Source organism: Carboxylicivirga longa, from assembly GCF_050589825.1.
GTDB classification, from domain to species: domain Bacteria; phylum Bacteroidota; class Bacteroidia; order Bacteroidales; family Marinilabiliaceae; genus Carboxylicivirga; species Carboxylicivirga longa.
The window spans coordinates 1-20,024 of sequence record NZ_JBNGOZ010000014.1 but is presented as its reverse complement, the minus strand read 5'-3'; the positions used below and the strand labels follow the sequence as shown (position 1 = coordinate 20,024).

Genomic DNA, 20,024 nt, shown 5'->3' with positions numbered 1-20,024 from the left:
CACCCACAAACTATACGCCTCTGCTATTGTCAATTGGTGTGCCAAAATTATTTTAGGGAGGCTCGGTATACCTGAGTTTCATCAAACACATTTTGCAATACCGCAACATCGGCCTCGCTCAGTGCACTTCCCCTTCGCTCCATGGCAATGTTGGCAGTTTTCAACATCGTCTTCAAGCCATTTACCTTATAGCCTTGTGCGCCACCAATCACAAAAGAAGGTACGAAATTTCGGGGAAAACCACTACCGAATATATTACTGCCAACGCCGACTACAGTGCCTGAGTTAAAAGTTGTACTGATGGCACAACGCGAGTAATCGCCCATTACAAGGCCACACATTTGCAAATTAGTTCGTGCAAAGCGACCTGTACTATAATCCCATAGCTTCACTAGGGCAAAATCATTTTTCAGGTTGGAGGTATTGGTGGCAGCTCCCAGATTACACCACTCTCCCAAAACAGAATCGCCCAGATATCCATCATGTACTTTATTGGAGTATCCACTGATAACGGCATTGCTCACTTCACCTCCCACTTTGGACCAGGGACCCACGGTAGTACCCGGCAGCAGTTTAGCGCCAAGGCTTATCTGCGCCGCTTCACCAATGGCCAGCGGACCGCGCAGCATAGCACCCTCGGCTATTATCGCATCCTTTCCTATATAAATAGGACCTTCTGTTGGATTTAAATAGCAATATCCCACCTGAGCACCCTCTTCAATAAAGATCTGTTGAGCCAACTCAGGCTGCTGCTTCACACCCACAAGCGTTACGCTTTCGTCGATAGCCTGTGAACGGCGTCCCTTTGTCAGTAAGGCGAAATCACGCACGATCTCGTCTCTATTATTGCTGATAATACAATGCACTTTATCCAGATATCTGAGCTCCGCCGTGTACTCGACGCACTCAAAGAGTGCCAGCTGCTCATCACGAACTGCCTCCAAATCGCGCTTGCCACAGCGCACGGCCAGCAGCATACCGTCCTTCACGAGTGCCTGCTGCTTATTCAAACTCACAATGGCATTCACCAGCGCAGTGTCAGGCAATAAAGAAGCCGATATGCACAAATTATCATCAGCTTGCTTCATAGGAAATTTTGGCGTCAAAACGGGACTTGTCAGATAACTGCCTTCAGCAGCGAGGTGAAGCTCCCATTTCTCTTTCACTGTTAGAATGCCAATGCGTAAAGCAGCCTGTGGGCGCGTAAAGGTCAGTGGCAACATACCACTGCGAAATGCATTATCAAACAATATGAGGTTCATAACCTGCTATTTTCTATCAACAAAAAAATAAGCCACAATTTACAATAATTGTAAAAAAAAAGCTTCGGAAAATCCGAAGCTTAATATCTTATCACACAAAACGTAATTATTTACGCTTGTCGAAGTGCTTTTGGTATCTGCTCATGAACTTATCTACACGTCCTGCAGTATCAACAAGTTTCATCTTACCAGTATAAAATGGGTGAGACGTACTTGAAATTTCTAACTTAACCTGAGGATATTCAACGCCGTCGATTTCAACAGTATCTTTAGTGTTAACAGTAGAACGAGTTATGAACGTATCCCCATTAGACATGTCGGTAAATGCTACCAACCTGTAATTGTCTGGATGAATTCCCTGTTTCATTGTTATATAATTTATTTCTTTAGTATTCTTGTTCCTATCGGGCTGCAAAGGTAAATTATAAATTTTAACCTACAAAGCTTTTAATGCATTTAATCTCTGAAATTTATAATTCTTTTTCTGCAGCCGCATTATACTTGGTGTCAACGGGTATGGATGATGCCCTTACTTCTTCATTGGTTTTATTATTAAACAAATACCTGTAGGTGATGTGTTTTTTACCAAAGGCAGCCCCCATGGATTCTTGCAATGCGCGCATCTTCGGGTTAAAATCGCCCACCCAGGAGATTTCCAACTCTTTGAGCTGCGGATTCTTATCAATCGCACCCTTGAGGTGCCAGAAAAGCCCCGACTCAATGCCCGATCGCTGAAACTTAGGTACCACACCCAAGATAACAACCCTTGCCCTCGTCATATAGTTATTCCGCTTCATCCACCAGAAACGGAGTTTATTCAAAAATGTAAGGCGGCCGTTAAAATGTTTAAGAATTTGATTCACGTCTGGGAAAAGCACCAAAAAGCCAATGGGCTTATTTTCATGATAGGCATACCAGATCAAGTCTTCCATCATAAATGACTTGGCTTTATCCATAGTAGCCTTCAGCATTTTTTTATCAATGGGCGTAAAGTTTTCATGAAAACGCCAGGCATCATTATATACTTTTTCAAAGTCATCGATAAAACTATCGGCCTCACTTATCTTAAAGTGTTTAAATGAAAAACCTTCTTTCCTGACTACCCATCCGGCAATCTTCCAGAAACGCTCCGGAAAGGGCACCGTCAAGTCGAGATGACTGGTTATTTGCTCGTAGTAGGTAGTGAATCCATAATCCTCAAAAAACTGTCGGTAATAGGGAGGATTATACTGCATACCAAAACCGGGCTGGGTAAAACCATCGACCAAACACCCCCAAAAGGTATCGTTCTCCCCAAAGTTTATTGGGCCGTCCATGGCTTCCATATCATTGCTTTTCAGCCAGTTTTCAGCAGCTTTTAGGAGGGTAAAAGCTACCTCTCTATCGTTGATACTTTCGAAAAAGCCCATTCCGCCGGTAGGCTGTTCATAACCATTCGCTTTGTTGTAATTGATAAATGCAGCTACACGACCAATCACTTCACCCTTTCTTATCAGGATAAAACGAGTAGCCTTACCATGGGTAAAAAAAGAATTCTGTGCAGGGTCGAACACCTCTTCAATCATCCCATCCAAGGGACGCACATAAGCTTCATCATCTTTATAGATGAGATCGACAACATCTAAAAACTGCTTTTGCGACTGCTTATCTAAAACCTCGACTACTTTCATTAACACTCTTTTTTATAGAAATTTTGGTAAACCGAAGGGTTAAGTACAAAAATAGCCGAATAATTTAATTATACCAGTAAACAAGCACTATTTTACCCACGCTTTCCCTTATGCAGTGCGTCCTGTAGCTAAGATGAATGGATATAAGCACACAGAAAGAATAACTAAATAAATTATAGACTGATGGGCCTTGTACCACCAGAATACAAAATTTGTTTAGAAAGAAAACCAGGAATCATAATCGTGCGGTAGGAGAGGAGTGACAGTATCCTTGTGATAATAAGCATTGTGACTGGCCAAATAATTATAATCGCGGCTCATTGCCATCCAGTTCTCTGCCACATAGCCTACGGCTTTAATCAAATAGTCCACCTCATTATCGCTCATGGTTGGATGGACCGAAAGACGCACCCAGCCGGGCTTATCAGAAAGGTCGCCTTTGTTAATCTTACTGGTAATTTTATTGGAGGTGTAATAATCAACATGCAGCAGGTAATGACCGTAGGTGCCTGCACAGGAGCAACCACCCCGCACCTGAATGCCATAATGATCATTTAACAGTCGCACAGCCAAGTTAAAGTGTAGTTTATCGATATAAAAGGAGATAGCGCCCAGGCGCTGATCCACATTATCAGCCAGGATATTCATACCCGGCATGCGACGAAAAGCAGCCAGAATACGGGCTATAATCTGCTCTTCTCTCGCATGTATTTTATCCACACCCATCTGCTCTTTCAGCCGAAGTACAAGGGCCGCCTTTATGGATTGCAGAAAACCGGGTGTGCCGCCATCTTCGCGTGCCTCAATATCATCCACATAACGATACTTTCCCCAGCGATTGGTCCAATCAACAGTACCTCCGCCCGAGTTATCGGGTGCCGAATTATGATACAAGGCACGGTTAAACACCATTACGCCAGAGCTGCCGGGACCACCCAGAAATTTATGAGGAGAAAAAAAGATGGCATCCAGACTTTCCAGCGGATCGCCCGGGTGCATATTAATATCATCGTAGGGTGCCGAGGCGGCGAAATCGACAAAACAGAAGCCTCCATGCTGATGCATGATGCGGGCCAACTCATGGTATGGCACTCTTACGCCGGTAACATTGGAGCAAGCTGTGAAAGAACCAATCTTAAGTGTTCGTCCCTTGTATTTGTCCAGCTCACGCTTTAAAGCATCAGGCCTAACGAGGAGATGCTCGTCGGGCTCCAGCACCACCACATCAGCATTGGTCTCCAACCATGAGGTATGATTGGAATGATGCTCCATATGAGTGATGAAAACCACAGGACGCTGATCGGCCGGCAGATGACAAAAGCCGTGTGCCTGCTCAGGCACCCGCATACCCAATATGCGCTGTAGCTTGTTTATCACATTAGTCATACCAAAGCCAGCGGTAATAATTAAATCATCAAGCCCTGCATTAACGTATCGTTTAATAATCTGGTGCGAGTGCTTGTAAATATTGGTCATGATCATACCCGTATCGCTCGACTCGGAATGAGTATTGGCCACCATGGGACCCATCTTCTCAAGCAATACCTTTTCGATGGGGCCATACAGCCGGCCACTGGCAATCCAATCAGCATACACCAGGGGCTTTATTCCATAAGGAGTTTTTATTTGTGCATCCCATCCTATGGTGTTCTTTCTAAACGCTTCAAAGTGTTGCTCCAAAGTAGTCATATTACAAGCAGGTTTACTAGTTACCCTTCATCATCATAAAACCCCTCCATACCGTCAGATGCTCAAATATAGATATTTACATGCAGTAAGAAGCGTCATTAACTCAAAAACTTATTGACGTCGAGGCATCCTGCCTACAAATCATCCAACATGGCCAACTCACTGATTAGCTCCTGCGCTATCAGCTGCTTATGATGATCATTATCCTTTCGCAACTCTTCTGCAAAATTCTTAATAACAGCTACATCTCCTTTTTGCTGACGCATATTCATTCGCAAGGCAAAAGACAAACCCTTATAAACTACAAGTGCATTTTCCTTATCCAGACTCGCAATTAACTCAGCACTGTTATAATGCGTGCTGCTGCCACGCTGCATTAAACGGCCGATGGTATAATAGGCCGTTGCCTTAAGATAATGGTTATTGCCCTTTAACCATTCCGGCAATAGCTTATCAACAATAGGCAGTCGCGCCCAAAGAAACAGGGCCGTACGCTCTATTAAATCCGTATTAACAATCTTAACTGCCCACTCTTTACAGCGCGCGGCTGTCATATCTTCGGCGGGCACCCTCAGAGCGGCCAGCAGCATAGTTTCACGTATCTCAAGAAACCAGAGTCGCTCAGCCAACTCATAACTCACCGGTAATTGCCCGGCCAACTCTTTTAAATGCGGAATTCCTACCCCATAATTAATGCGGTAATGAACACCACCCTGCTCCATTTGACCGGTAGTTGCCCCATTCATGTGCAATCGCACTTTTTTCATTACCCACTCCAATTCCTTTTCTACTTTCTGATTCTCAGCGAAAAACTTCATATCTACCCTATCTAGTACAATGCAAAGGAAAAATTTTTTTTGATTTTTTCCTGTTCTTATTGCAAATATTAAATCACAAATACTATCTTTGCAATCGCAAAACAAAATGGTGGTTGTAGCTCAGCTGGTTAGAGCGCTGGATTGTGGTTCCAGAGGTCGCCGGTTCGAAACCGGTCTTCCACCCCAAAAGCCTCAGTTAGAAATAGCTGAGGCTTTTTCTATTTTAGTAGTTTATCTTAAGCTGCGATCCTTATCGCTAATATTTCTCCTTTAACAACAAAGTACCCCAAAAGGGATTAAATAGAACTAGCCCTACGCTTGGCGGAGGGCTAGTTATCTATTATATCTTGCATTTTTCTAAGCTACCAATAGCTTCATAAGACGATATTTATGGTCTGATCTTCTGAAGTCGCCTGTTCAAACGGCGCAACTTAAAGGTTTCGAAGTAGGCGATTACCTTACGCAGGATATCAAAATACAGCGTGACATAAAAGAAGGCGACACCCAGCCATACCACAATCATATTAAAAAGCGGTGTTGAAATACGCAGATCCATCACATGCTTATATGCTGCGTAAAAATGCGAACGCCCAATATTGGAAACTGGCTTTTGAAAAACAGGATGCTTCTTTTGGATAATCCCCTGACTTGTCACCACCATCTGCTGTAACTCATGCTTATTGAGTAATACCTCTTCCAAAGCTTCGTTCTGATAAGTATCCTTGAATTTCAGAAAAGCCTCTTTGGAGCCATATTTATCTATCAACCTTTTAAACAACTCATCCTTGCGCTGCTTGCCATCGGCATAGAGCTTGCTATTACTTTTCTTTTGATCTGACAAATAAGCCTTAACTCGCTCATAAACTCGCAGATTAAAAACAGATCTGCCTTCTGCAAAATTAGCAATTACTGAGTCAACAGCCATCCCGGAACCTGCTAACTTAGTTAGCTCTGCCGCCAACAAGCGAGCGGCATTTGAAAGCTGGGTCTGCTCATTATGCTTATGATGATACAGGCAAGTCTCATTAAAATCTTCCAGCTTGGGAATTAATAGGCTACGATTGAATGAAGCAATGCTTATCTGCTCATCTACATCAAAGAATTGCTTTTGATAGGCATTGTTTTTAAACTGATTAACAGCCAAAGCCTCATAAGACCAACGCGAAGTCATCAGATCACCAATGCGCGGCACATACTGTTCTGACGATATATTCTTATGCAACTTATCAAAATTGACAATTACTCCGCTAAATAAGAGTTGCGGCACCAATATTAACGGAATAAGTACATAGATGGCCACCACAGAATTGAGGCCACTACTGATATTAAGACCTACCATATTGGCATAACAGGCCGTACTGAACAGAATGAGCCAATAGCTCAGTGTAAGACCCTTAATCTCGAGTATGGAGTTGCCAATTAGTACGAAGCTCAATGTCTGAACCGCCGAGATGGCAAACAGCACTACTATCTTACTGTTGAGATAACTAAAGCGACTGAGGTTCAGGAACGATTCCCGCTGTAGGAGGCGGCGATCCTTAAATATCTCCTCAGCACTAACAATCAAACCCAGAAAAAGTGCCACCACTACACACATAAACAAATAGGCCGGTATATTCACATTTTTAGCAAATACATACGCTGAATCGTCAACACCATCACCACTGATAAACTTGGTAAAATACCCGAGTATGAGCGCCAGTACAGGTGCCTGCATCATATTAATCATCAGGTATTGCTTGTCTTTTATCTTCGACAGCGTATCGCGCAAAAAGTGGATAATAAACTGCTGAACGCGCCCCGGAATATTATACAGGTTAGTGGGCAGCTTTTCGCGCTTGGCATTATGCTGCGGCGCCTTCCACTCAAATTTATCTTCAAACTCCTCCACATAATGGTCGTACCAATCCTCGGGCGACACCTTACGACGACGAATAAACTTGCCATAGGGATTTACCATACGTGCCTCTATAATACGCAGTGGCTGCTCTGTCTGCACATTACCACAGGCATAGCACTCTTTTTCTTCAGGATTAACGTACGATGCTTTTTTCTTAAAATAGGTAATGGCATCCATTGGGTTACCGTTATAGATAATACGGCCACCCTTATCAATGATCATCAGCTTATCAATAAGCTTGTATAAATCGCTGCTGGGCTGATGAATAATAATAAATACCAGCTTCCCTTTCAGGGTTTGTCGCTTCAGCAACATCATTACCTTTTCTGAGTCCATGGACGACAGGCCTGAAGTAGGCTCATCAACAAAAAGCACCGAAGGCTCACGAATCAGCTCCAGTGCAATATTGAGGCGCTTACGCTGTCCCCCGCTCAATATTTTATTCAGGGGCGACCCCACCACAAGATCACGGGCTTCCACCAGGTCAAAATCGCGCAAAGCCTTCTCCACCAGCTGTTCAAGCTCTTCTTTACTAAAGTGACTAAAGCATAGACGGGCATTAAAATACAGGTTTTCAAACACTGTGAGCTCTTCCTTCAGAAGGTCATCCTGCGGCACATAACCAATAACACCAGCAAGCGCCTCGGCATCTTTATGTAAATCGTAGCCATTGATATGAATCCGACCACTGTTGTATTTCAGGTTGCCATTAAGCACATTCAGCAAGGTTGACTTACCCGTTCCACTGCCTCCCATAACCGCCACCATCTGCCCTGAGCGACCCGAGAAGCTAAAAGGATGGATACCCACCTGATTATTACTGAATTTATACGACACATCAAGGGCACGGTACAGGATGCGGGCACGTCCCGGACGAGCAATAAAATTCTCAGCTACCCGACCATAGTACACAGGAGCCATACGCGAGGTTTTGATAACGGCACCCGGACCAAAAGCCACCGCCTTATTTTGCTCAATAAGGTGACCATTCAGATAGAGGTTACGACTACCCGAATAGCGGAAAAACAAGAGGTTACATTCCTGCACATGCAATACCCACACAAATACCTGCTGTTTGGGATTATAAATGTATTTAATCCTTTTATCGGGCTTTTCCTTTTGTCCACTGATGAGCAGCAAGCGCTCTTTATCTTCCACTTCAAGCGGATAATCGAGCACAAACGTTTTTAAGTTGCGGTAATCACGTTCATTAAGTTTCAGGTTAGTGGCCAGCACATCGGTAAAAGCCCCTTCATCGCCAGACACATGACCATCGCGCATAATAAAATTAAGCATGTTGGTGATCAACATGTATTTTTCCGATTGCTCAAGCTCTTGGTTAAGTTCATCGCAAATTTTGACCAGACGATCCATGTTGGATGAGGCTTGCTTATCACGCACCTCCCGGTCATGACTATAGGAATCTTTATGGTATTCGGTAATGTAATATTCGTAGCGTTCCAATGCCTTATCGGCAAACTCTTTATTAAGGTTACGCAACAAGAAATTTCTGACTTCCACCATGCCGTCACCCGTCTTTTGCTCCTCACGCCGGTCGGTCAAAAGGGCAAAGATTTGCATCAGGGCATCCAGAAATAATTCACTCATCTTAAAATATTATGGATTGGATTGAAAGATAGTAATTTTTATTACTCCGTAACAAAAAAAGGGAAACCGATATTGGCCTCCCTCTCGTTACATTTTTAATACTATAAGTTTACGAAACAAACTTCTCGCGCAATACGGCCACATTCTTCTCTATGGCATCCAACTGCTCCATGGTAATACTACCAACATCCACGCTATTGTATATTTCGTGTAAGATTTTCAAGTCGTTAATCATCTGCTCAATATCCTTATTATCCTTATGCACCTCAAGCATCGACATCAGCTTATTAAGCGGCTCTTTCTGATCCATGATAATAGCCACCATCTCCTTATTACTAAATGTTTCTTCTGAGATATGACAGGCAATGTACAGCGCCTCTACCCAGCTACCTGAAATAACCAATAACGAAATGGGTGCACGTTCGCTCTTATTCAGGTACTCATAAGTATTATAGAAGGAATTGGTAATCACCTTCACCAGTTCATCTTTATTGTCCAGGTTCTCCTCAATGGCCTCAAGCAGTGACTTATCGATGGCCGGTGAAATATCCAGTTTATCAACTAATGTTTTCGAAGCATTCATAAAATCAAGCGTCTCCTGTTGCTGACGATAGGTACTGGCATAACTGAGATCGGCTCCGTAAATACCCAGGTTAATGGCCTGCGCCCGTTCAGTAAGATACTTATCAACATTACTCACAGGGTTTGATAGTGATAAGATATAAGCCGCCTCAATGCGATTTAACATTTCGGTTACTTCATAGGTAGTAGGCAAAGGATACACAAATTCACGCACCTCTTGCTCAACCTTTGCTTTTTTAATTTCCGGCGCCTTGTCTTGCTTTGCCTTCTTGGTGTTACAGGCCGTTAACATTAGCGTGGCCGCCACTATCAACGATGTTATTCGAATCGTGCTTTTCATCTTTTTAAAAGTATTTTAATGTCAATATTTAATTATGTACTGAATTGCTCGGGTTTAAATGATCAAATATGCATAAAAGATCCATGCATCGGCTATTTTTAAACGGCATAAAACCATAGCACTTGCCTAAAACCTATTCAGACATTTTAATTAAACAAATATAATTGATTTTAAAAAATATCAGCCCGGCAGCACCCATAATTTAACGCTAAATTAATTTTATCAGCACCATCCATGAGTAACAACACACATAAGGCTGCCACTAAGGCCCACGACGATTAATGAGGACAATATTATATTCCTGCTCGATAAATTGAAAATACTGATACAAGCGAAAATTAAAATCGAGCCCATAATCAACCGTTAAATCATAGGGGATGGCCGTTTCATAAAAATCGCCATATCGCAGAGGATTAGCATGACGGCTGTTCCACTCAACACAATAGCGATAATTCCAGTTTTGATAATACTCATTGGAGTAAAAATTTTTGGAATAGGGCTGTGTGGCCAGGAAGGTTTCATAGCGCGGATCAAAAACGATGAGTTCATAAGTACTCGTATCAGGGTTTTCAACACTCAGCCTCTGATTTGAAACAGCCTCCTGCGGAAGTGTCTTATTAGTTTGGCAGGCAAATAAAACCGGCAACAACAAACTGAGTAACATTAACGCTTTCATGGCAAGGAATTTTGGTTCGTAACCCTCACAAGTTAAGCATTTTTTACATCCTTGTACAGCGCCATTTTTAGGCACCCCAAACCCAAGAGCGGCCATTTTCAACACTCTATTTATCAATAAGACAGCAGGATTGCAGTAATCGTTAAAAAGTGTATTATTTCAGATTAGTTTTAAATATGGTCCCGCTCTTTAATTATTATTAATAAAAGCTTGGATACGCTCTTATTTTCCTAAATTTGCATGTTTAATAAAGAAAAATATCCATAAATAATAAAGTCATGAGTTATAAAGCGATATCGGCTGAAGAAGCAGTGAAAGTGATCAAGACGGGCGACCGTGTGCACTTTAGCAGTGTGGCAGTAACGCCACATAAATTAATCAAAGCAATGGTTGAACGTGGTCGCAACAAGGAGTTCTACGACGTAAAGCTGCAACACATCCACATTGAGAACAAAGTTGATTTTGCCGATCCTGAATTCGAAGGCATTTTTGTTTCCGAGCAATTCTTCGTTGGTGGCAACCTGCGCAAGCAAACACAAGCCGGATACGCTGATTACATTCCTGTATTTTTGAGCGAGACTCAAAAGCTGATGCGCGAAGGCGTATTGAAGGTGAATGTGGCCATGATTATGTGTTCTACACCTGATAAGCACGGTTATGTGTCGTTAGGTACTTCGGTTGATGCCACACTGGCTGCCATTGAGTGCGCTGATGTAGTAATTGCTGCTGTAAACCCTAACGTACCACGCGCCTGGGGAGACGCTATCTTCCACATGAGCGAAATCGACTACTTTGTAGAGGATGACAGCCCGCTTTACACACACGATATGGGTACCTTAACCGATATGGACATAGCCATTGGTAAAAATGTGGCTGAGCTAATCGAAGATGGTGCTTGTCTTCAAATGGGTATTGGTGGTATTCCTAATGCTGTATTGGCTCAACTGGGCAACCACAAAGACCTGGGTGTACACACCGAGATGTTTGCCGACGGTATTCTTCCACTGGTTGAAAAGGGCGTGGTGAACGGTAAACGCAAGCAGATTGACAAGGGTAAGATGGTGGCTTCATTCCTGATGGGATCGCAGAAACTATACGATTTTATTGATGACAACCCGATGGTAGCCATGATGGATGTGCGTCACACGAACAGCGTGAATGTAATTCGTCAGAACGATAAGGTAACTGCCATTAACTCGGCACTGGCCATTGATATTACCGGTCAGGTGTGTGCCGATTCAATTGGTACAACCCACTACTCGGGCGTAGGTGGCCAGATCGACTTTATCCGTGGTGCCGGCTATTCAAAAGGTGGATTACCCATTATCGCCATGCCATCGGTAACTGCCAAAGGTATTTCAAAAATTGCTCCTACCTTGCTGGAAGGATCGGGCGTAGTGACAACACGTGCCAACATGCACTGGTTTGTAACTGAATACGGAGCAGTTAACCTGTACGGAAAAACTATGCAGGAGCGTGCTAAACTGATTATCTCAGTAGCACACCCCGACCACCAGGAGATGCTTGACAAAGCAGCCTTTAATCGTTTTGGCTCGCATTACCACTATGTGAACCCAAACATTTAATCGAATAAATTTTTTTTATTCCATACTTCAAAGCGGTCGTCTGAATGACGACCGCTTTTGTATTATTCCCCAATTAATTTGTTTCTTTATCGCATTAACAACCTAAAGCCATCAGGCTGGCTTTTAAAAGTGATTAACGATGAATCAGATAACAATTAAAAAATGTGAACAGACGAAAAACGGCACCGTGTGTTTTCCCGAGGCTATCCATGCCATAGATAACGATAACTGGAACTATCCGGCCGATGTGAAGGCTCGCTTTGGCATCACCTACGATGAGGCTCACTTTTACCTGCGCTACGAAGTGGACGAACTACATCCCAAAGCAGTTTCTACAAATACCAATGGTCCGGTTTGGGAAGACAGCTGTGTGGAATTTTTCATTGCTTTTAACGATGGTAATTATTACAATCTGGAGTTTAACTGCATTGGCACACGATTGGCAGGTGCTGGTGCATGTAAGGCTGATCGTCGCCGACTCAGCCCTGAGGTAGTGGAAAGCATCGTAACTCATCCATCTTTGGGTTCACAAGTGATTGATAAGGAAGACACCCCTACTTCCTGGTCCATGGACATCATCATTCCCATTTCAATATTTGGGGATTCAGTTGAGCAACTAGCGGCCGGCCAATCCTATAGGGCTAACTTCTACAAATGTGGCGACAAGCAAAAGGAGATGCACTTCCTCTCGTGGAACCCCATTGCCAATGAAACGCCTAACTTTCATTTACCCGAACACTTTGGGCTTATCAAACTGACTTAATTAACATCTGGGAAGGTCAAAACTCCTGACAAGACCGGCCTGTCGTGAATGTTTAGCCAACATGCTCAGGCAATTTAACTGAACTACTTTGGCCTGCCTTCTTGACCTTATGCTGCACATTAAATACCTTGCAGCATTTAGGTCATGTTTGCACTAAAACCCTATATAGCATCTTTCAGCGGCATACTGAGCAGTCTGTTCTTTCCCAAGGTATGCGTCAACTGCGGTGGGCATTTATTTGATCATGAAGAAGAGATATGTGGCATCTGTATCCGTCAACTGCCCCGTACACACTTCGAGAAAAGCCCGCATGATAATGCCATGACTATATTGATGTGGGGACGCAGCCGCATTGAAAGAGCCTATTCCCTATTTTACTATCGCAAAGGAGAACGCGTACAACAGCTGCTGCACGAAATAAAATACCGTGGTAATCAGCGTTTGGGATTAGCCTTGGGCCATCAGCTGGGCAAGGCCATTCGCCGCTCCAAACAAGTGGATTACGATTATATAATTCCCATTCCGCTGCATCCTGATAAGCAACGCAAAAGAGGTTTTAACCAGGCCGAAGTAATTGCAGAAGGCATGGCTGAAGTGTTGGCGGTTGAAACCAGCACCCAACATGTTTTTCGAAAAAAATATACATCCACCCAAACGCGCAAAGGGCGTTTTGAACGCTGGGTTAACGTGGCAGATATCTTCACCGTTGAAAATGAGCAAGACCTCCTGGGAAAACATCTCTTACTAATTGATGATGTAATTACCACGGGAGCCACCATGGAAGCCTGCATCAATACCTTAAAAAGAACAGAAGGGGTAAAAATTAGTATTGCCACCCTGGCTACCGCTGTTCTATAACAAGCGATTAATAGAATAATAGGCGCTCACAACCAGGTTATTACTATACTGTCCGGGCTTGCGACTCAACCAATGATTCTTGGGATCGTAAGCCGGAATATCGCCATCGTAAGGTATGCGAATACGATTGATAGAATAAAGCCATCTCAAATTAATACGTAGGCGCTCGTTGATATGATAATTTAATCCCAGCACGGTGGCCCATTCCACATCCTTAAAGGGTACGGGTGTGGCGTTGGGGTTGTCACTGATGGGGCTCCCGTCCTGCTCTTCCTCACTGCTTAACAGGGCTGCCACTGACACGCCGGCTTCGCCCGAAAACTGCTTATAACGATAGCGGGCAACCAATGGGAACTGGATATAGTTCAGTGACATTTTGTAGTCATCATACTTGCCCTTATCTGGATTAGGTGCCTCACGGCTACCCTTTTGCACATAGGCAATGTCGAGCTGCAGCTCCCAACGATCAGCAATGGGGCGGCTAACAAAACCACCCACAGTAAGCCCCACCTTGTTATAGCCGCTGTAAAAATCACCGTCAACCTGCGAAAAGTGAGCGCCCAATAAAGGACCGGCTCTAAATTCCTGCGCCCCGCTAAGGGCAGCCCAAAGCACGAAAAAAGACGATAGTAAGATTCTATGCATGACTTTGCGTTGTTAGTTGTGTTATAAGCTTTGGAACACCCACCGAAGCCTTCTCTTGTATAAAGTGGATATGAGGCGCCGGTGTATAGTAGGGCTTCGCGGGATCGATAATATAAATGGGCACGTTGCGCCCCACATAATTGAGGAGTCCTGCGGCAGGATAAACATTCAGTGAAGTACCCACAACCAACAGTATATCGGCCTGCGATACATAATCGGCAGCAGGCTCAATGGCCGGCACCGCTTCGCCAAACCAAACGATATGAGGCCTTAATTGCGATCCTTTCTCGCAGGTATCCCCCCATTTCAGCTCCCATCCATCCAACTCATACACCAGGCTTTCATCCTTGGTACTGCGCACCATTTTTAACTCACCGTGCAGGTGAAGGACTTTAGAACTGCCGGCCCGCTCATGCAAATCATCCACATTTTGCGTTATGATCTGCACATCAAATGCTTCCTCCAAAACGGCCAGTGCACAATGCCCTTCATTAGGATTGCAGGTAAGCAACTGCTTGCGGCGTTGATTATAAAAGTCGAGTACAAGCCGCGGGTTACGAGCCCATCCTTCGGGACTTGCCACTTCCATCACATCATGGTTCTCCCATAGGCCATTGCTATCGCGAAAAGTACGTATACCACTCTCAGCACTAATACCGGCACCAGTCAGCACCACTATTTTCTTCTTCATCTACTTACTCATTTATTAATAATTACCACTATTCCCTTATCAACCTTGCACCACCTATTCCCTTAATTAATTCGCATGTTATAACTTATTTGTGCATAAGTTAAATGAAATTGATCAAGCAACGGGCCTGCAAAACCTAAAAATAAGTGAAATCCTTGAGTATTCAAACCTTGTAACAGCTGCTTCGTGTAGTCGATGGCATCAAATGATGTGTTATTTTTTTATCTTTGTCTTCCGCTGAATTTTTAATATTAATTCCTATAAATGATTGATCAGGTTACCGTTGATAAAGTGCTGGAAACGGCCAATAGCCAAATTGTGGAGGTGGTATCGGATTATGTAACCTTACGTCGTCGTGGTATTAATTACCTGGGCAACTGTCCCTTTCACAACGAAAAAACGCCCTCCTTCACAGTGTCGCCCCATAAAGGTATTTTCAAATGCTTTGGCTGTGGGGAAGGAGGCAATGCACTCAACTTTGTGATGAAGCACGATCAGCTTTCCTTTGTGGATGCTATTAAGCAGCTGGGCAAAAAGTTTAACATCCATATTGAGGAGGAAGAGTACTCGCCCGAGCAGCTCAAACAAAAAAATGAGCGGGAAAGTATGCTGGTGCTCAGCGGCTATGCCGGACAATATTTTAACCAATGTCTGACCGACTCCGATGAGGGTAAATCTGTTGGACTCAGCTATTTTCACAGCCGTGGATTTCGCGATGATATCATTAAAAAATTCCAGCTGGGCTACTCGCCCGAACAGCGCGATGCCTTTACTACAGAGGCTTTAAAGCAAGGCTATAAAATAGAGTACCTGGAGAAGACAGGCCTTACCATTGTGCGCGACAATTATCAGGCCGATCGTTTTCGGGGACGCGTGATGTTTCCCATCCACAGCCTTGCAGGTAAAGTAATTGCCTTTGGCGGACGCATCCTTAAAAATGATAAGAAAACCGCCAAATACCTGAACTCTCCTGAGTCGGATATTTATCACAAAGGACGCGTGCTGTATGGCATCTACCATGCTAAGCAGGAGATTACCCGTCAGGATCGTTGCTATTTGGTAGAGGGCTACACCGATGTACTGTCATTTCACCAATCGGGCATCAGCAACGTGGTGGCTTCATCGGGTACAGCACTTACCTCGGATCAGATTCGGTTAATCGCCCGGTTTACCAAAAACATAACCATCATCTACGATGGTGACCCCGCAGGTCTTAAAGCCTCGTTGCGGGGTATTGACCTTGTGCTGGCCGAAGGAATGAATGTTAAAATTCTGTTGCTTCCGGATGGCGAAGACCCCGATAGCTTTGCCAAAGAACGCAATGAGGAGCAGCTTACACAGTACATTGAAGAACATCAACAGGACTTTATTAAGTTTAAGACCTCTTTGCTGCTGGAGGATGCACAAAACGACCCCATCAAAAAGGCGCAGCTGATACAGGACATCGTGCGTAGCATTGCCATTATACCTGATAGTATCACCCGATCGGTTTATGTGAAGGAGTGTAGTAACCTCCTGAAGGTAGATGAACACGTGCTGATGCAGGAAACCGGTAAAATACAACGCAAGCGCCATGATGAGGAGTACCGCCGCAGTGCCGGGCGTCCAGCATCAACACCAACAGCGAGTAATCCCTCGGGACAAGCTGCTGCCGGTCAACAATCAAGCCGACCACCTGAAAACCCCCTGGAGCTGGAAGAACGCGAAATACTTCGCTTTTTGGTGAAATTTGGAGAGCGCCCCATGGATCCCAACGAAGATGAGAGTCTTACGGTGGGGCAATACATATTGCACGAGCTAAAACAGGATAACCTATTAAGCATCAATCCTGTCTACAATAAAATGATGGAAGCCTACGATGCGGTGAGCGGTAACACACAGATGCCGGCGCTGAAATTCTTTGTGAATAATGCCGATCCGCAACTGAGCCGACTGGCCTCCGATCTGATCGGCAAGGAACATGACCTGAGCAAGATTCATCAAAAATTTGGTGTGGTGACCAATGCCGAAGAACTGCTGTCGAAGCTGGTGCCTAAAATCGTGCTCGAATTAAAATGGAAGAAAGTGAAGATCTTCATAAAAGAGATGCAACTTAAAATTCAACGCCTCGAAAACGCCGGCGAGACAGAAGCCATGATGGCGGAGATGCAGGAATTAATCACCTGGCAGCAGGTATTAGCCCACATCTCACGGGAGCTGGATGGACGTACGATCGTATAACTATTAATAAAGCTATTATGCAAACACTTAATCACACCGATAAAGAAGTAATTGAAGCCATAATATTAAAAGCCAATATATGCTTTGTTGGCGTGGTCGATCCGGATCATAAACCGTATGTTCTGCCCATGAATTACGGCTACCGCGATAATGTGATCTACCTGCACTCGGCACCCGAAGGGCGCCTGATTGACATTGTGAACAACAACCCAAACATATGCATTACCTTTTCCATTGATAACGAGCTGGTGTTTCAGCACCCCGAAGTGGCATGCAGCTACCGCATGACTTCAAAAAGTGTGGTGGCAATGGGCAAAGTACAGTGGATTGAGGAGATGGCCGAAAAGCGCGAGGCTTTAGATATTCTAATGAAAACCTACAGCGAGAAGAAATTTGAGTACAGCGATCCGGCGGTACGCAACGTAAAAATATGGAAAGTACCCATTGACACAGTGAGCTGTAAGGAGTTTGGTGCACCCCACGATGAATATCGCCTGAAACGTAATCTGGAAGAATTAAAGAAACATCCCGCCAAGTAATATTGTTAAACAATCAAACGGCTGTAAGCAGCCCAAAAAGCATGTTACAATGAAGATATTAAACCTCACACTCCTATTCATCTTCACCTCGTTATGCCTGACAAAAGCGCAGGATAAGGCAGAAAAAGACTATAAAGTAGTGTATTCACAAAGCTTTAGCAAAAGTAAGTCGTGCGATGATTTTCATTTCTCCGATACGCCCAAATGGCTGATCAGTAAAAATGGCAAATCAGGTAAATCGCTTAAGTGCCTGGGTTCCGGTGATTACAAAGCGCCCCACGAAGGTCCTTCGGTGATGGCCATTCTGAAAAACATTAAACTTGAGGACTTTATTGTGGAGATGGATGTGGTGCAGAACGGAAAGGACTTCAACCTGCTGGATTTCTGCATCTTCTTTGGCATGCAGGACACAGCTCACTATGCCTTTGCGCAAATTGCCGGCCATGCCGATAAGGATACGCACAATGTGTTTGTGATGGATGGTGACAAACGCCGTCGCATTGGTGAGGTGAATGATAAAGGTGTGATATGGCGCCTTAACGAGTGGCAAAATATACGCATGGAATGTATGGCGAGTGAAAACAGCGTAAAGGTGTACTTCGACGATGAACTGGTAATGGAGAGTAGGGGTGAAGCCTTCAGAAGTGGCTTTATCGGGTTTGGATCGACCAGCAGCGCCCTAAAAGTTGATAATTTTAAGGTGAGTGCACCTGCCTTTGAAACAGAGGAGGCCTCTATTTTTCAATAAAAAGCTAACTTCAGGCCGATGAATAATCCTTAAAAACAAACAATATGGCCCTTAACTACCTGTGGATTGCCTTCTTCATAATTGCCTTTATAGTAGGCTTAGTTCGTCTGATCTTCCTGGGCGATATGGAGGTATTTCCGGCCATGATGAATGCCACCTTTGACAGCGCTAAAACCGGATTTAACATCTCGCTGGGGCTCACCGGTGCCCTAACCCTATGGATGGGACTCATGCGCATTGGCGAGAAAGGAGGCATGATTACGGTTATGTCGCGCCTGGTAGGTCCCTTTTTTAGTCGATTATTTCCCGAGCTACCCAAAAATCATCCGGCCTACGGCAGTATGATGATGAATATTGCCGCCAATATGCTAGGCTTGGACAATGCAGCCACGCCGGTGGGGCTGAAAGCCATGCAGGAGCTGCAAAAGAGTAATAAAAGTAAGCATACGGCCTCCAATGCACAAATCATGTTTCTGGTACTTAACACCAGTGGTCTTACGATTATTCCCATCAGCGTAATGGCCATAAGAGCCACTGAGCTGGCTGCCAATCCCTCCGATATTTTTCTACCCATCTTACTGGCCACCTTTTTTAGTACCATTGTGGGTATTATTGCTGTATCCATCGTACAAGGTATCAACCTTTTCGATAAGGTAATTATGGCTTATCTGGGAAGCTTCACAGCACTGATTGGCACTTTTATCTATTACCTGAGTACCCTTTCGAAGGAAGCGGTGAACAGTGTATCCTTACTGGGTGCAAACCTGTTGCTATTTACCATTATCATCACCTTTATTTTAATGGCAATGCGCAAGAAGGTGAATGTCTATGATGCTTTTATCGATGGCGCGAAGGAAGGCTTTAACATTGCCATTAAAATCATACCCTTTCTGGTGGCCATATTGGTAGCAGTCGCGGTTTTTCGTACCTCGGGCACCCTCGATTTTATCCTTGAAGGATTCAGGGCCATGGCCGCCTTTGCAGGGATGGATACCCGCTTCGTGGATGCTCTGCCCACCGCCTTTATGAAACCCCTAAGTGGCGGCGCTGCCCGCGGCATGATGGTGGAAGCCATCCATACCCACGGGGTAGATTCTTTTGCCGGGCGCATGGCAAGTACCATACAGGGCTCAACGGATACTACCTTTTATGTGCTGGCAGTTTATTTTGGATCGGTAGGCATCAAAAAGACACGACACGCCCTATCCTGCGGATTAATTGCCGATTTTGCAGGTATCATAGCCTCCATTTTACTGGCCTACCTGTTTTTTGGATAAGCAAATTGAGGTATGGTTAAAGAATTAATGATTAAACCCGAAAGGTGTTCCTGATCCTCCCTCATCCCTTTGCCGTAGGGATATTCATAAGTTGACTTATATCTTTGATATCTAGATAATTATTACTATCTTAAAAGTATAACAAAACCCCG

At 44.2% G+C, this 20,024-nt stretch carries 17 protein-coding genes and 1 tRNA gene; 8 read left to right on the top strand and 10 right to left on the bottom strand.

What is annotated here, in order from left to right; genetic code table 11:
* Positions 1-47: 47 nt before the first annotated feature.
* From ACRD7A_RS12780 to ACRD7A_RS12760, 5 genes are all read right to left on the bottom strand, one after another.
* Positions 48-1,262 carry a putative sugar nucleotidyl transferase gene (locus ACRD7A_RS12780; RefSeq protein ID WP_430811472.1) on the bottom strand — a complete coding sequence of 405 codons (1,215 nt, stop codon included), beginning with the start codon at positions 1,260-1,262 and terminating at the stop codon, positions 48-50.
* A 106-nt stretch (positions 1,263-1,368) separates the two neighbouring features.
* Positions 1,369-1,629 (bottom strand): type B 50S ribosomal protein L31, encoded by a 261-nt coding sequence (locus ACRD7A_RS12775; protein WP_200464468.1) that lies wholly within the window; start codon positions 1,627-1,629, stop codon positions 1,369-1,371.
* 103 nt (positions 1,630-1,732) lie between these two features.
* A complete protein-coding gene (locus ACRD7A_RS12770; RefSeq protein WP_430811471.1) occupies positions 1,733-2,932 on the bottom strand; it encodes a GNAT family N-acetyltransferase in 1,200 nt (399 codons plus the stop codon).
* 216 nt (positions 2,933-3,148) lie between these two features.
* Positions 3,149-4,621 (bottom strand): aminotransferase class V-fold PLP-dependent enzyme, encoded by a 1,473-nt coding sequence (locus ACRD7A_RS12765; protein ID WP_430811470.1) that lies wholly within the window; start codon positions 4,619-4,621, stop codon positions 3,149-3,151.
* 134 nt (positions 4,622-4,755) lie between these two features.
* Positions 4,756-5,439: a DNA alkylation repair protein gene (locus ACRD7A_RS12760; protein WP_430811469.1), complete on the bottom strand. Its 684-nt coding sequence runs from the start codon at positions 5,437-5,439 to the stop codon at positions 4,756-4,758.
* Between the two features lie 109 nt (positions 5,440-5,548).
* Here ACRD7A_RS12760 and ACRD7A_RS12755 point away from each other — a divergent pair.
* Positions 5,549-5,625 (top strand) — tRNA-His (locus ACRD7A_RS12755).
* A 202-nt stretch (positions 5,626-5,827) separates the two neighbouring features.
* Here ACRD7A_RS12755 and ACRD7A_RS12750 read toward each other — a convergent pair.
* The 3 genes from ACRD7A_RS12750 to ACRD7A_RS12740 form a co-directional block, all read right to left on the bottom strand.
* Entirely contained in the window at positions 5,828-8,947 is a 3,120-nt protein-coding gene (locus ACRD7A_RS12750; RefSeq protein ID WP_430811468.1) for an ATP-binding cassette domain-containing protein, read from the bottom strand.
* 109 nt (positions 8,948-9,056) lie between these two features.
* Positions 9,057-9,869, bottom strand: coding sequence for a hypothetical protein (locus ACRD7A_RS12745; RefSeq protein ID WP_430811467.1), 813 nt, complete (start codon positions 9,867-9,869; stop codon positions 9,057-9,059).
* A gap of 262 nt (positions 9,870-10,131) precedes the next feature.
* The gene (locus ACRD7A_RS12740) at positions 10,132-10,545 is read right to left on the bottom strand and encodes a DUF6146 family protein (RefSeq protein ID WP_430811466.1); all 414 of its coding nucleotides are present in this window, start codon (positions 10,543-10,545) and stop codon (positions 10,132-10,134) included.
* Positions 10,546-10,823: 278 nt separating this feature from the next.
* Here ACRD7A_RS12740 and ACRD7A_RS12735 point away from each other — a divergent pair, with 278 nt between their 5' ends.
* From ACRD7A_RS12735 to ACRD7A_RS12725, 3 genes are all read left to right on the top strand, one after another.
* A complete protein-coding gene (locus ACRD7A_RS12735) occupies positions 10,824-12,131 on the top strand; it encodes an acetyl-CoA hydrolase/transferase family protein (protein ID WP_430811465.1) in 1,308 nt (435 codons plus the stop codon).
* Positions 12,132-12,270: 139 nt separating this feature from the next.
* Complete coding sequence (locus ACRD7A_RS12730; protein WP_430811464.1) at positions 12,271-12,894, top strand: carbohydrate-binding family 9-like protein; 624 nt, start codon at positions 12,271-12,273, stop codon at positions 12,892-12,894.
* Between the two features lie 144 nt (positions 12,895-13,038).
* On the top strand, positions 13,039-13,752 hold the full coding sequence (locus ACRD7A_RS12725) for a ComF family protein (protein ID WP_430811463.1): 714 nt from the start codon (positions 13,039-13,041) through the stop codon (positions 13,750-13,752).
* Here ACRD7A_RS12725 and ACRD7A_RS12720 read toward each other — a convergent pair.
* Together ACRD7A_RS12720 and ACRD7A_RS12715 are read right to left on the bottom strand one after the other, a co-directional pair.
* Positions 13,747-14,397, bottom strand: a complete 651-nt coding sequence (locus ACRD7A_RS12720; protein WP_430811462.1) for a porin family protein — start codon at positions 14,395-14,397, stop codon at positions 13,747-13,749. The genes ACRD7A_RS12725 and ACRD7A_RS12720 overlap by 6 nt on opposite strands.
* Positions 14,390-15,088: an SIR2 family NAD-dependent protein deacylase gene (locus ACRD7A_RS12715; RefSeq protein WP_430811461.1), complete on the bottom strand. Its 699-nt coding sequence runs from the start codon at positions 15,086-15,088 to the stop codon at positions 14,390-14,392. The genes ACRD7A_RS12720 and ACRD7A_RS12715 overlap by 8 nt, the downstream gene beginning before the upstream one ends.
* Positions 15,089-15,352: 264 nt before the next feature.
* Between ACRD7A_RS12715 and dnaG the strand changes: the two genes are divergently transcribed.
* The 4 genes from dnaG to ACRD7A_RS12695 are packed head-to-tail and all read left to right on the top strand — an operon-like array spanning position 15,353 to position 19,872.
* Positions 15,353-17,308 (top strand): DNA primase, encoded by a 1,956-nt coding sequence (gene dnaG, locus ACRD7A_RS12710; RefSeq protein ID WP_430811460.1) that lies wholly within the window; start codon positions 15,353-15,355, stop codon positions 17,306-17,308.
* 17 nt (positions 17,309-17,325) lie between these two features.
* Complete coding sequence (locus tag ACRD7A_RS12705; RefSeq protein ID WP_430811459.1) at positions 17,326-17,847, top strand: pyridoxamine 5'-phosphate oxidase family protein; 522 nt, start codon at positions 17,326-17,328, stop codon at positions 17,845-17,847.
* Positions 17,848-17,896: 49 nt separating this feature from the next.
* Positions 17,897-18,595, top strand: a complete 699-nt coding sequence (locus tag ACRD7A_RS12700; protein WP_430811458.1) for a hypothetical protein — start codon at positions 17,897-17,899, stop codon at positions 18,593-18,595.
* A gap of 44 nt (positions 18,596-18,639) precedes the next feature.
* Positions 18,640-19,872 carry a nucleoside recognition domain-containing protein gene (locus tag ACRD7A_RS12695; protein WP_430811457.1) on the top strand — a complete coding sequence of 411 codons (1,233 nt, stop codon included), beginning with the start codon at positions 18,640-18,642 and terminating at the stop codon, positions 19,870-19,872.
* Positions 19,873-20,024 lie beyond the last annotated feature (152 nt).